Annotated in this window: 4 protein-coding genes and 1 pseudogene; 4 read left to right on the top strand and 1 reads right to left on the bottom strand. The window is 70.7% G+C overall.

Annotated elements, in window-relative coordinates:
* Positions 1–103 (bottom strand): annotated as a pseudogene (locus HY68_RS45495) (chitinase); the annotation flags it as partial.
* A 284-nt stretch (positions 104–387) separates the two neighbouring features.
* Here HY68_RS45495 and HY68_RS26615 point away from each other — a divergent pair.
* The 4 genes from HY68_RS26615 to HY68_RS26600 form a co-directional block, all read left to right on the top strand.
* On the top strand, positions 388–1008 hold the full coding sequence (locus HY68_RS26615) for a winged helix-turn-helix domain-containing protein (RefSeq protein WP_041993305.1): 621 nt from the start codon (positions 388–390) through the stop codon (positions 1006–1008).
* A gap of 4 nt (positions 1009–1012) precedes the next feature.
* On the top strand, positions 1013–2437 hold the full coding sequence (locus HY68_RS26610) for an MFS transporter (protein ID WP_052457187.1): 1425 nt from the start codon (positions 1013–1015) through the stop codon (positions 2435–2437).
* Between the two features lie 197 nt (positions 2438–2634).
* The gene (locus tag HY68_RS26605) at positions 2635–9375 is read left to right on the top strand and encodes a non-ribosomal peptide synthetase (RefSeq protein ID WP_241778689.1); all 6741 of its coding nucleotides are present in this window, start codon (positions 2635–2637) and stop codon (positions 9373–9375) included.
* Between the two features lie 65 nt (positions 9376–9440).
* The coding region (locus HY68_RS26600) for a non-ribosomal peptide synthetase (RefSeq protein WP_041993302.1) at positions 9441–13740 on the top strand (4300 nt) is incomplete at its 3' end.

Here is a 13740-nt window from a genome sequence, read left to right as displayed (position 1 = left end):
CCGCCGCCGCACCGGTGGTGGCGGTCGCGCCGAAAGCGAGGGCCGCGACGGCCGACAGCGCCAGCGCGGCCGTCCGTACTCTGCTCCGTACCGGAGTGAACATCGTTGATCGGTCTCCCCTCGCGTGGGTCGGCGCGTGCCCGGCCTGTCCGGAGGCGCCGCGTGAGCCCTCCGAGTTTTCCGCCTCCGGGGTCGAATCCCGGGAATCTCGCGCGAACTCTCACGATCTCCACCCACGCTCCACCACAACTCCGCGTCCACATAGGCGAGTTGGCGCGTCCAGCACGGTCGGCCGAGCACCAACTCCGCACCCGGGCCGAAATATTGCACAGACTTCTGTGCACTGCCTTCTATGCACAGACTTCTTTGTGGTCTAGCTTGAGTGTCGTGGAACTACCGCAGCAGCCCTCCCAAGTACATCTGACCGCCCGCAACTTGCGCGGCATCGCGCATCCCCTGCGGGTCCAGATCCTCACCAGTCTGCGGACGGAGGGCCCGGCGACGGCGACCACGCTGGCGCACCGGCTGGACCAGAACACCGGGGCGACCAGCTACCACCTGCGCCAGCTCGCGGAGTACGGCTTCATCACGGAGGCGCCCTCGCGGGGCGGCCGGCGGGAGCGGTGGTGGCAGGCGGCGCACGCCAACACCGTCGTGCCCGACGACGAGGTGCTGGACGGCAGCGAAGGGCTCGGCATCGCGTACCTCCAGGCCCTCGGCCGGGTCTGGTCCGACGCCATGACCGCGGCGATCGAGGCCACCCCTTCACTCACGCCCGAGTGGCGTGACGCACAGGACTTCGGCGACTACGCGCTCACCCTCTCCGCAGCCGACGCCAAGGAGTTGACGGCGGAGATCCACGCCCTGCTCCGCAGGCGTACGTCCGCCGCCGCCGACGCGGCGGGCGCGGGCGAGCGGCCGCAGGACGCGGCACGGGTCTCCTTCCAGTTCCAGTTGTTCCCGACCAGCGAGGACCGGCACGTCACCCAGACCACCGACATGGAGTAGAACGATGGCCACTCAGCACACAGCCGCCGAGACGGCGGCGGACAACGGCGCACCCGCGACCGCGCCGGACCTGGGCCCCCGGGTCCTGCGCGGCCTGATCGGCATGCTGTCGGCCAACGCGGCGGCCCTGTCGGCCAACCGCGTGTTGTCGATCGCGCTGCCCTGGTTCGTGCTGACGACCACGGGCAGCGTCGGCAAGACGGGTCTGGTGGCCTTCTGCCAGATCGTGCCGTACGTGATCTCGCAGGCGCTGGCCGGCCCGATCATCGATCGTATCGGCCCCAAGCGGATCAGTGTGGCGGGCGACCTCCTGTCCACCGTCGCGATGGCCACCGCTCCGCTGCTCTACATGACCGGCAGCCTGCCGTTCGGCCTGCTGCTGGGGCTGCTCGCGATCGTCGGCGCCGCCGACGGTCCTGCCAACGGCGCGAAGGGGCTCTTCGTGCCCGGGGCCACCCGCGCCGCCCGTGTACCCATCGAGCGGGGCACCGGACTCTCGGCGGCCGTCGAACGGACAGCCACCACCGTCGGGCCGGCCATCGCCGGCGTGGTCGTCACCGCCTTCGGCAGCCTGTACGCGCTGTGGATCACCGCCGCGCTGTTCGCGGTGTCGGCGCTGATCGTGTCGACCACCCTCAGCGACCCGGTGCCCGAGCCGCACGAGACGCCGATCGAGGAGAGCGGCGGTTACTTCTCCCAACTGCGCCAGGGTGCGGCCTTCCTGCGGGACGCGAAGCTGCTGCGGTCCATCGTGTGCATGCTGGCGGTGACCAATCTCCTGGACCAGGCGTTCATGTCGGTGCTGCTGCCGGTATGGGCGAAGGAGTCGGGGAACGGCGCGGAGGCCATCGGCCTGGTGGTCAGTGTCTTCGCCGCGACGTCGATCATCGCCGCGCTGGTGGCGGCGGGGGTGGCCGAGCGACTGCCCCGGCGCACCGTCTATCTGATCGGCTTCTCCCTGGGCGGCCTGCCCCGGTTCGCCGCGATGGCGACGGGAGCACCGCTGTGGCTGGTGCTGACGGTGCTCGCCGTGGGCGGCCTGGGCTCCGGCTTCGTGAACCCGATCGTGGGCGCCGTGACGTACGAGCTGATCCCGACCCCCCTGCTGGGCCGGGTCAAGACACTCGCCCAGGCGGTCACGTGGGCGGGTATCCCGTTCGGCGGGCTGCTGGGGGCAGGTCTGGTGACGCTGACCGGCACCTCGACGGCGCTGTGGATCGTGGGCGGGCTGTACCTGATCGCCATTGTTGTGCCGGGCCTGAGCAAGGAATGGTCCGGGATGCGCAAGCAGCCGGCGCCCGAACCCGCCACCGTCGAAACCGCGGACGCTCTCGATACCGCGGACACCATCGATACGGCGGACGCCGTCGCGAGCGCGGCAGCGCGGGCCGTACCGCTGGAAAAGCCCTCGGTCCCGGCCGGGGTCTGAACCGGCGCGGCCACGCGCGGGACGCGCGTGGCGGCCGGGGCACCTCGCCCCGGCCGCCACGCGTACGGGCAGAAGTACCCATGTGCCGCGGGCAGAAGTAACCAGTTATCTCGTCAAGATCGCTCTGCCAGAGTCGAATTCGGCTGAGCATCCGAGGGCCTTCCGTTACGGGTCGACGACGAGGAACTGGTGGACGCATGACTACGAATCCGATGGTGCCCCCGGCGCCGGCACCCGGCCGGGAAGCGGGACCTGAGCCGTTCTCGCCGGCGGAGGCCCGCATAGCCGACGTATGGCGGTCCGTTCTCGGCACCGATGTGGCGACGGCGGACTCCGATTTCTTCCTGCTGGGCGGCACCGGCGAGCAGGCGGCGGAAATGGCCCGCCGGGTCGCGGCGGAATTCGGCTCGGAATTCCAGGCCCTTTCACCGCCGGGCCCGTTGACCGTACGGACCGTGGCGTCGTTCCTCGCCGACGAGGCCATGGAGCGGGCCCGCCTGCTGTTCGCGTCCCTGGACGAGAGCGACGAGGGCATGGCCGACGGCGCGGCTGCCCTGGCCTCGGCATCCGCTCCCGACGACACCGCCGCGATCCCCGTCGCAGCACGGGACGGGCGGCCGTTGCCGTTGTCGTTCGCGCAGCGCCGTCTGTGGTTCCTGGACCAACTGGAGCCGGGCCGGGCCGAATACCTCATCCCGATGGGGCTGCGCATCAGCGGTCCGCTGGACGTGCCGGCCCTGGAGGCGTCGCTGTCGGAGCTGGTGGCGCGGCACGAGGTGCTGCGGACCCGTTTCGTGACCGACGGGGACGGCACCCCCGGTCAGCTCGTCGACGAGCCACGGCCACTGCCGCTGGCCGTGCACGACCTGCGGTCAGTGGCTGACGCCGGCGCCCGTGAGGAGGCCGCCGTCGCGCTCGTGGACACGGAGGGCTTCCGGCCGGTGGATCTCGCCACCGGGCCGATGGTCCGCGCCCTGCTGGTCCGGCTGGGCGACGAGGACCACCTGCTGTCGCTGACGATTCATCACATCGCCTTTGACGGGTGGTCGGTGGGTGTCCTGTCCCGGGAGCTGACCACGCTGTACACGGCGCGGGTCACGGGAGTCGCCGCAGGTCTGCCCGAACCGCCCCTGCAGTACGCCGACTTCGCCGTCTGGCAGCGCGGGTGGCTCACCGGTGACGTGCTGGACGGGCAACTGGACTACTGGCGTGGGGTGCTGGCGGGCACCGAGCCGCTGGAGCTGCCCACCAACCGCAGGCGCCCTGCGCGGCGCAGCGGCAACGGAGCGATGCTCACCTTCACCGTCCCGGCCGAAACGGCCGACGGGGCCCGCCGGCTGGCGCACGACACGGGCGCGAGCCTGTTCATGACGCTGCTCGCCGTGTTCCAGATCGTGCTGTCGCGCTACAGCGGCCAGGAGGACATCGCGGTGGGCACGCCGATCGCGGGCCGCAACCGGTCCGAGATCGAGGACATGGTCGGCTTCTTCGTGAACACGCTGGTGATGCGGACGGACCTGTCGGGCGACCCGACGTTCACCGACCTCGTCGACCGCGTCAAGGACACCGCACTCGGCGCCTACGACCACCAGGACCTGCCTTTCGAGCGGCTGGTGGAGGAGCTGGCGCCGCAGCGGGACCTGTCCAGGAACCCGCTGTTCCAGACCATGTTCGTCCTGCAGAACACCCCCGACAGCCGCTCCTGGGAGCTGCCCGGCGTCAGCGTCCGCCAACTCGACGTGGCCGCGCAGGAGTCCAAGTTCGACTTCACCTTCTACGCGACCGAGGCCGCCGACGGCGCTCTGGACGGCACGATCGTCTACTCCACCGACCTCTTCGACGAAGCCACGATGGTCCGGCTCGCCGGACACTTCGAGACCCTGCTCGGTGCGGCCGCCGACGCCCCCGACGCCCCGCTCTCCACACTGGAGATGCTGACGGCCGCGGAGCGCCGGGACATCCTCACCGCGTGGAACGGGGCGGACACCGACGCCCCCGACGCCGTCACCGTGCACCAGCTGTTCGAGGACCGGGCCGCCGAGCGCCCGAACTCCCCCGCCGTCACCTGCGGTTCGGATCATCTGACCTACCGGGAGCTGGACGAGCGGGCCGACTGGATCGCTGCCTTGCTGCGCGAGCGCGGAGCGGGGCCCGGGACCCTGGTCGCCATCTGCCTCGACCGGGGCACCGACATGGTGAGCGCCCTGCTCGGCATCCTCAAGTCGGGCGCCGCGTATGTGCCGTTGGACCCGACGTATCCGACCGAGCGGCTCGCCTACATGGTCGAGGACAGCGGGGCGCCGCTGATCGTCACCCGGTCGTCGCACGCCGAGCGGCTGCCCGCCGCCACCCCGCTCCTGCTGCTGGAGGACTGGCCGTCAGAACTGCCCGCCCGTACCGATGACGGTTCGGCGCCCGAGGCGGGGCCGGACGACCTGGCGTACGTGATCTACACGAGCGGTTCGACGGGCCGCCCGAAGGGCGTGCAGATCACCCACGGCGCCCTGCGCGCGCGGATGCGGGAGACCCGGCGGCAGCTGGACCTCAGCTGCGAGGACCGGGTGCTGCAGTTCGCTTCGATCTCCTTCGACTCCTCCGTGGGTCAGCTGTTCGCGCCGCTCGTCTCGGGCGCGTCCCTGGTGCTGCGCGACGACGCGTGGGACCCGGGCATGCTGGCGCAGGCGCTGCGCACCAACAAGGTGACCGTGGCCTGGCTCACCCCTTCGGCGTTCGGTGCGCTCGCCGCCCAGCTCGACGGGCCGGACGCCGTCGGCCCGGAGCTGCGGCTGGTACGGCTCGGCGGTGAGGCGCTCCCGCGCGAGCAGGTACGCCAGTGGTTCCGCCACACCTCGGTGCCGCTCGTCAACGGTTACGGTCCGACCGAGGCGGCGCAGGAGGCGGCGACGGCGCGGATCACCGGACCCGGCGACCATGTGCCGATCGGCCGCCCGGTCGCCAACGCGAAGGTCTTCGTGGTGGACCGGCACGGCCGGCCGGTCCCGGTGGGCGTCCCCGGCGAGATGTGGATCAGCTGCCCCGGTCTGGCCCGTGGATATCTGGGCAGGCCCGAGCTGACCGACGAGAAGTTCACCGTCGTCACCGTGGACGGGGCGCCACGGCGCGTGTACCGCACCGGCGACCTCGCGAAGTGGCACCCGGACGGGGAGCTGGAGTTCGTCGGCCGGGGTGACAACCAGGTCAAGCTGCGGGGCTACCGGATCGAACTCGGCGAGATCGAGGCGGCGCTGCTCACCCACCCGTCGGTCACGCTCGCCACCGTCCTGCTGCGTGAGGACGTACCCGGCGACCCCCGGCTGGTGGCGTACGTCGTCGCTGACCCGCCCGTCGAGACAGCCGCGCTGCGCACCCACCTCCAGCGCGACCTGCCGGACTACATGGTGCCCGCCGCCTTCGTGCCCCTGGACCGCATTCCGCTCACCCCCAACGGCAAGACGGACCGCCGCGCCCTGCCCGCGCCCGCCTCCGACCGGCCCGAGCTGGGCGCCGCGTACACCGCCCCGCGCACCGAGACGGAGCGGACGGTGGCCCAGGTCTGGGCAGAGGTGCTCGGCATCGACACGGTCGGCGTGGACGACGACTTCTTCGCGCTGGGCGGCCACTCGCTGCTGGCGACGCAGGTCGTGTCGCGGCTGCGTCGGCGGCTCGGTGTCGACGTCCCCGTACGGACCCTGTTCAGCGCGCCGACCCCGGCGCTGCTCGCCGGCGCCGTGGCGGACCTCGACGACGTCGGGATCTCCCGCATCACCGCCGTACCGCGCGACGGCGATCCGCTCCCGCTGAGCTTCGCCCAGCAACGGCTCTGGTTCCTCGACCAGTTGGAGCCGGGCAGGGCCGAATACCTGCTGCCCTTCGCCTACCGCGTCCAGGGCCTGATCGACGGGGACGCCCTCAACACGGCCTTCACCGAGCTGGTTTCGCGCCACGAGATCCTGCGCACCCGGTTCCGCACGGACGAAGCGGGCTCCCCGGTCCAGTCGATCGCCCCGCCGGGGCCGGTGACGGTGCTGGTACGGGATCTGCGGGCCGTCGCCGACAACGCGGCCAGGGAAGAGGCCTGCACGGCGGTCCTGGCCGAGGACGCGCTGCGCCCGGTGGACCTCACCGCCGGCCCGGTACTGCGCGCCGTGCTGGTACGACTCGCCGACGAGGAAGCGGTCCTGGCGGTTACCGTGCACCACATCGCCTTCGACGGCTGGTCGGTGGGCGTGCTGGTACGCGAGCTGTCCGCGCTGTACGCGGCTGCCCTGGGCAAGGGACCCGTCCCCGCGCCGCCGCCGGTGCAGTACGCCGACTACGCGCTGTGGCAGCGCGGCTGGCTGACCGGCGCACCGCTGGAGCGTCAACTCGACTACTGGCGTGACCGGTTGGCGGGCCTTGAGCCGTTGGAGCTGCCGACGGACCACGCCCGGCCGACGGAGCGCATCGGCAAGGGCGAGGTCGTCCGGTTCTCGGTGCCCGCCGACGTCGCCGCACGGGCCAAGGCGGTCTCCGCCGACGGCGGCGCGAGCCTGTTCATGACGCTGTTGTCGGTGTTCCAGCTGCTGCTGGCCCGCTACAGCGGACAGCGGGACGTCGCGGTGGGCACCCCCATCGCGGGCCGCAACCGGGCCGAGACCGAAGACCTGATCGGCTTCTTCGTCAACACGCTCGTCCTGCGCACCGACCTGTCCGGCGATCCGGCGTTCACCGAGCTGCTGGCCCGCGTCAAGGACGCGGCGCTGGGCGCGTACGACCACCAGGACCTGCCTTTCGAGCGCCTGGTCGAAGAGCTGGCCCCCGACCGTGATCTGTCCCGCAACCCGCTGTTCCAGACGCTGTTCGCGCTCCAGAACACGCCCGGCGCCGACGCGTGGAGCCTGCCGGGGCTGACGGCGGAACCCGTCGAGTCCCCGGTACGCGACGCGAAGTTCGACCTGTCGATGTACCTCGCCGAGGCGGCCGACGGCACCCTGGACGGCGCGATCGTCTACGCCGGCGACCTGTTCACCGAGGCCACCGCACGACGCCTCGTGGACCACTTCACCAATCTGCTGGACGCGGCCACCGCGCGCCCGCGCACCGCGCTGTCCGAGCTGGAGATGCTGGGCGCGGACGAGCGCCACCGGATCGTGACCGAGTGGAACGCCACCTCGGCGCCCGTCCCGGCCACCGCGACCCTGCACGGACTGTTCGAGGCGCGTGCGGCGCTCACCCCGGACGCCGTCGCCGTCGTGTGCGGCAGCGACGAGCTGACGTACCGCGAACTCGACGAGCGAGCCAACCAGTTGGCCCACCGGCTGGGCGCCGAGCCGGGGATCGGTCCTGACGTCCCGGTGGGGGTCTGCCTGGAGCGCTCCCCCGCCCTGGTGTGGACACTGCTGGGCATCCTCAAGGCGGGTGCGGCCTACGTACCGCTCGACCCGGAGCATCCGGCGGAGCGGTTGGCGTACCTGGTGGAGGACTCCGGTGCGCCCCTGGTCGTCACCGACATCGCGCACGCCGGCCTGCTGGGCGAAGGCCCTGGCCTGCTGGCCGTCGACCGCGCGGCGGACCTGCCGGACGCCCTCCCCGTCACCGCGCCGGAACCCGTCGCGGGACCCGGCGACCTGTCCTACCTGATCTACACCAGCGGCTCGACCGGACGTCCGAAGGGCGTGCGCATCGAGCACCGGGGCGTGGTCAACTACCTGGCCGGGATGCAGGACGCGTTCCCGCTCACCCCGGGCGAGGGCTTCCTCCAGGCGACGCCGCTGTCCTTCGACGTCTCGGCGTACGAGATCTTCTGGCCGCTGTGGCAGGGCGCGAAGGTCGTGCTCGTACCCGGCTCCGACCGGCTGGACATGACCGCGGTGTCCCGCCTGATGCACACCCACCAGGTGGTCGGCCTGCACTTCGTCCCGAGCCTGCTGGACCTGTTCGTCTCCCAGGTACGGCCCGAGGACTGCGCGCGTCTGCGGTACGCCTTCGCGAGCGGCGAACCCCTGCAGCCGACGCTGGTGGCCCGTTTCCTCGACAGTTTCCCCGGGGACCTGATCAACCTGTACGGCGCGACGGAGGTCTCCGTCGACACCACGTACTGGCGGGCGTCGCGCACCGACCCGCACGGTCCGGTCCTCGCCGGACGGCCCATGGTGAACCAGACCGTGTACGTCCTCGACCCGGACCGCCGTCCCGTACCGGCCGGAGTGCTGGGCGAGGTGTACCTCGGTGGTGACAGCGTCGGGCGGGGCTATCACGAGCGGCCCGAACTCACCGCCGAGCGCTTCGTACCCGACCCGTTCACCGGCGGCCGCATGTACCGCACAGGTGACGTCGGCCGCTTCACCCCCGACGGTGAACTCGACCTGCTGGGACGCATCGACCGTCAGGTGAAACTGCGCGGCGTACGGGTCGAACTCGCCGAGATCGAGGCGGTCCTGCTCACCCACGAAGCGGTCGGGGTGTGCGCGGTCACCGTCCGCGAGGACGCCCCGGGCGACAAGCGGCTCGTCGCGTATCACGTACCGGCGCCCGGCAGTTCGGCGGAGACCGGCGCGCTGCGGGGATGGGCGGCCGAGCGGCTGCCCCGGGCCATGATGCCGTCCGTCTTCGTGGAACTCCCGGAACTCCCGCTCAACAGGAACGGCAAGGTCGACCACGCGGCGCTGCCGGCGCCCGACGAGGACGACATCACGGCGGGCTTCGTGGCGCCCCGTGACGGCATCGAGGCGGAGATCGCCGAGATCATGGCAGGGGTGCTCGGCCGCGAAAAGGTCGGAATTCACGACCGTTTCTTCGACATCGGCGGGCATTCCCTCCTCGCCATTCAACTCGTCAACCGTATCGAGGCGGTGACCGGCGTCCGTATCGGTCTGCGCCGGCTTTTCCAGGCGCCGACGGTCACCGGTGTCAAGGAACAGCTCATCGAATTGTTCGACGCGCAGGAACAGGCTTCCTGAATTCAGCGGCCCTGCCCACACGCAGAGACCCGTTGCCCACCCGAGAGCAGAGGACAGACATCATCATGGGCGAGAACTCGATCGAGGCGCGGCTGCTGTCCCGTATGCGACGGCGCGCGGACGCGGACCGGATCACACGCGGCGACAAGAACGGCACCCGACCGCTGCCGCTGTCGTTCGCACAGCAGCGGCTCTGGTTCCTCGACCGCCTGACCCCCGACAGCGCCGACTACTTGGTGCCGACGGCGCTGCGGGTGCGCGGTCCGCTGGACGTCACAGCGCTGGAGACGGCGCTGTCCGGCCTGGTGGCCCGGCACGAGGTGCTGCGGACGGCCTTCACGGCGGGGGACGACGGCACACCGCGCCAGGACATCAACGCGCCCTGGCCGGTGCACGTTTCGGTGCACGACGTACGGGACGAGGCGGACGCCGAGGCGCGGGGCCGCGAGGTGCTGCGCACCGAGGCGAAGCGCCCCTTCGACCTCACGACGGGCCGCCCGCTGCGGACGGATGTCGTACGCCTCGCCGAGGACGACCACTTCATTCTGCTGACGGTACATCACATCGTGTCGGACGGCTGGTCGTCGGGGATCCTGGCGCGCGAACTGCGTGAGCTGTACGCGGCGGCCCTGGCGGAGCGCGAGGCGTCGCTCCCTGAAGTGCCAGTACGGTACGCGGACTTCGCCGTCTGGCAGCGCGACCAGCTCACGGGGCCGGCGCTGGAGCGACAGCTCGGCTACTGGCGCGAACGCCTCGCCCACTCCACCCCGTTGGAGCTGCCGACCGACCACCAGCGTCCGGCGCACGCGAGCGGCGCAGGCGACGTGGTCACCTTCGAGCTGTCCCGCGAGGTGGCGGAGCGGCTGCGGGAGGCGGCGGCGCGGCAGGGGGGCAGTCTGTTCATGGCGCTGCTGTCCCTGTTCCAGGTCGTGCTGGCCCGCTACTGCCGCCAGGACGACATCGCGGTGGGCACCCCGATCGCGGGCCGCAACCGCGCCGAGATCGAGGATGTCGTCGGCTTCTTCGTCAACACCCTGGTGATGCGGACCGACCTGTCCGGCGACCCCACTTTCGGCGAGCTGATCAACCGGGTCAAGGACACGGCGCTGGGCGCGTACGACCACCAGGACCTGCCGTTCGAGCGGCTGGTGGAGGAGCTGGCGCCGGAGCGCGATCTGTCCAGGAACCCGCTGTTCCAGACCATGTTCGTCCTCCAGGCGCCGGGGAGCGCGGACAGCGGAGGGTGGGAGCTGGCGGGCACGGACGTCGAGCCGGTCGAGATCGAGCGGGGCGTGGCCAAGTTCGACCTGACGCTGACCGCGGTCGAGTCGTCGGACGGTCTACGCGCTGTGCTGGAGTACCGGACGGACCTGTTCGACCGGGCGCGGATCGAGCGGATGGCCGGCCACCTCGCCACCCTGGCCGCGTCCGTGGCGGCCACTCCTGACGCACGTCTGTCCGAGCTGAACATGCTGACGGAGGCGGAGCGGCAGCAGATCCTGGTCGACTGGAACGGAGTCACAGGCCCATACCCGGACACCGCCACCATCCACCAGCTCATCGAAGACCGCGTCAACACCGATCCGGATGCCGTGGCTCTCACGCATGGGGCCGAGCAGTGGACGTACGCCCAGCTCAATGCTCGCGCCAACCAGCTCGCCCACCACCTACGCGATACGGGCATCACGCCGGACACGCTGATCGCCGTCTGCCTCGATCGCTCGCCGCAGCTCATCGCGGCTCTCCTCGGCATCATGAAGGCGGGGGCGGCGTTCGTGCCGCTGGACCCGGAGTACCCGACTGAGCGCATCACCTACATGGTCGAGGACGCCCAGGCCCCGCTCATCATCACCAGCACGGAGCACACCGACCGGCTGCCGGCCGACACCGCGCGGCTTCTGGTGGACGTGCAGTGGCCCGACGGGTCCACGAGCAATCTGGATCCCCTGGCCTCGCCCGACGATCTGGCCTACATCATCTACACCTCCGGCTCCACCGGCAGGCCCAAAGGCGTCGCCCTGGAACACCGGGGGGTCGTCAACTACCTGCACTGGTGCGACGAGAACTACCCCGTCACCGAACCCGGCGGAATCGGCACCATCCTCTACTCCTCCATCACCTTCGACCTCACCATCACCGCCCTGTTCCTACCCCTCATCCAGGGCACCCAACTCGCCATTCCCCAGACGGGGCCGGGTCAGAGCGCGTTCGACGCGGCCATCGATCTGATCCTCACCGACGTCCCGATCAGCTTCCTCAAAGCCACGCCCTCCCACCTGGAAATCCTCGCCGCACATCTGACCACCCGAAACGCCACCCACCACATCACCACCATCGTCGCCGGCGGCGAAAACCTCACCCCCACCCTCGTCTCCCAGCTCCTCGACACCAGCACCACCCAGACCACGATCAGCAACGAATACGGAGCCACCGAAGGCTCCGTCGCCAACGTCATGAGCCTCACCACCACCCCCGACCCCAACGGCCACACCACCACCCTCGGCCGCCCCATCACCAACACCACCACCTACCTCCTGGACCATCACAACCAGCCCGCACCCATCGGTGTCCCCGGACACTCACTCCTCGGGGGCATCTGCCTCGCCCGCAACTACCACAACCGACCCGACCTCACCACCCAACGCTTCACCCCCAACCCCCTCAACCTCACCAACGACCCCCGCACCTACCACACCGGAGACCTCCTCACCTGGCGCCCCGACGGCACCCTCGAATTCATCGGCCGCATCGACAACCAAATCAAACTCCGCGGCTACCGCATCGAACTCGGCGAAATCGAGAACTCACTGATCACCCACCCCGACGTCGCCGCTGCGGCCGTCGTCGTACGTGAAGACACGCCGGGGGACAAACGACTGACCGCCTACATCACCATCGCACCGGACACCGAGCCAGAGATCAACGAGCTCCGCGCCCACCTCCAGCAGCAGCTCCCGGACTACATGATTCCGGCCACGTACGTCACGCTCGACCAGCTCCCCCTCACCCCCAACGGCAAGGTCGACGCCAAAGCCCTCCCTGTCCCCGACCACCACCGCCCCGACCTGGACGCGACCTACACCGCTCCCCGGACCACCGCAGAGCACGTCGTCACCACCATCTGGTCCGACATCCTCGGCATCGACACCATCGGCGTCCACGACAACTTCTTCGCGCTCGGCGGGCATTCGCTGCTCGCGACGCGGGTGACATCCCGGCTGCGGCAGCAGCTGGGCATCGACGTGCCGGTCCGTACCCTCTTCACCTCGCCCACCCCGGCGACTCTGGCTGTGGCCATGCGTGAGCTGGCAGCGGCCGACGAGGCCCCGCTCGTACCGGTCGACCGTACGGACGGTTCCCTGCCGCTGTCCTTCGCCCAGCAACGTCTCTGGTTCCTCGACCAGTTGACGCCAGGGAGTGCCGAGTACCTGGTGCCCTTCGGCCTGCGCATCCGCGGCGAGCTGAACGCCGGCGCCATGGGCGCGGCCTTCACCGCTCTGGTGGCCCGGCACGAGATCCTGCGGACCCGGTTCGTCACCGACGACTCCGGGCGGCCCTCCCAGATCGTGGACGCGCCGTGGTCGGTCACCCCGGTGGTGCACGACGTCCGGACCGTCTCCCCCGGCGAGGACAGGGAGCGGACCGCACAGGAGATCATGGCAGCGGAGGCGCGCCGCCCGTTCGAGCTGGACAGCGGACGGCTGCTCCGCGTGGACCTGGTCCGCGTCGCGGAGGACGACCAGTACCTGTTGATCACGCTGCACCACATCGTCTCGGACGGCTGGTCCTCCGGCATCCTGGCGCGCGAACTGCGCGAACTGTACGCGGCGGCCCTGGCCGAGCGCGCGGGAGCCCTCCCCGAACTTCCCGTGCAGTACGCGGACTTCGCCGTCTGGCAGCGCGAACAGCTCACCGGCGACTTCCTGGACGAGCAGTTGGCGTACTGGCGTGAGCGCCTGACCGGTGTGCCGGTGCTCGAACTGCCAACGGACCACGGACGCCCCGCCGAACGCGAGGGCGCCGCAGGGGACACCGTGCACTTCACACTGCCGGCCGAGGTGGCGGAGCAGCTGCGCTCGACGGCGGGACGGCAGGGCGCGAGCCTGTTCATGACGCTGCTGTCCCTGTTCCAGGTCGTACTGGCCCGCTACGGCCGCCAGGACGACATCGCGGTGGGCACTCCCATCGCGGGCCGCAACCGCGCCGAGACCGAAGACCTGATCGGCTTTTTCGTCAATACGCTGGTGATGCGGACCGACCTGTCCGGGGACCCGACGTTCGCCGAGCTGATCAACCGCGTCAAGGACACGGCGCTGGGCGCGTACGACCACCAGGACCTGCCCTTCGAGCGCCTGGTGGACGAGC

The sequence above is a fragment of the Streptomyces sp. AcH 505 genome (genome assembly GCF_000818175.1).
GTDB lineage: Bacteria > Actinomycetota > Actinomycetes > Streptomycetales > Streptomycetaceae > Streptomyces.
The sequence above is the reverse complement of the archived record's forward strand: the minus strand, read 5'-3'. Positions and strand labels throughout refer to the sequence as shown.

Excerpts from the sequence above, each read along its gene's own strand:
- HY68_RS26610 (WP_052457187.1), top strand. The coding sequence starts at position 1,013 with ATGGCCACTCAGCACACAGCCGCCGAGACGGCGGCGGACAACGGCGCA.
- HY68_RS26605 (WP_241778689.1), top strand. The coding sequence starts at position 2,635 with ATGACTACGAATCCGATGGTGCCCCCGGCGCCGGCACCCGGCCGGGAA.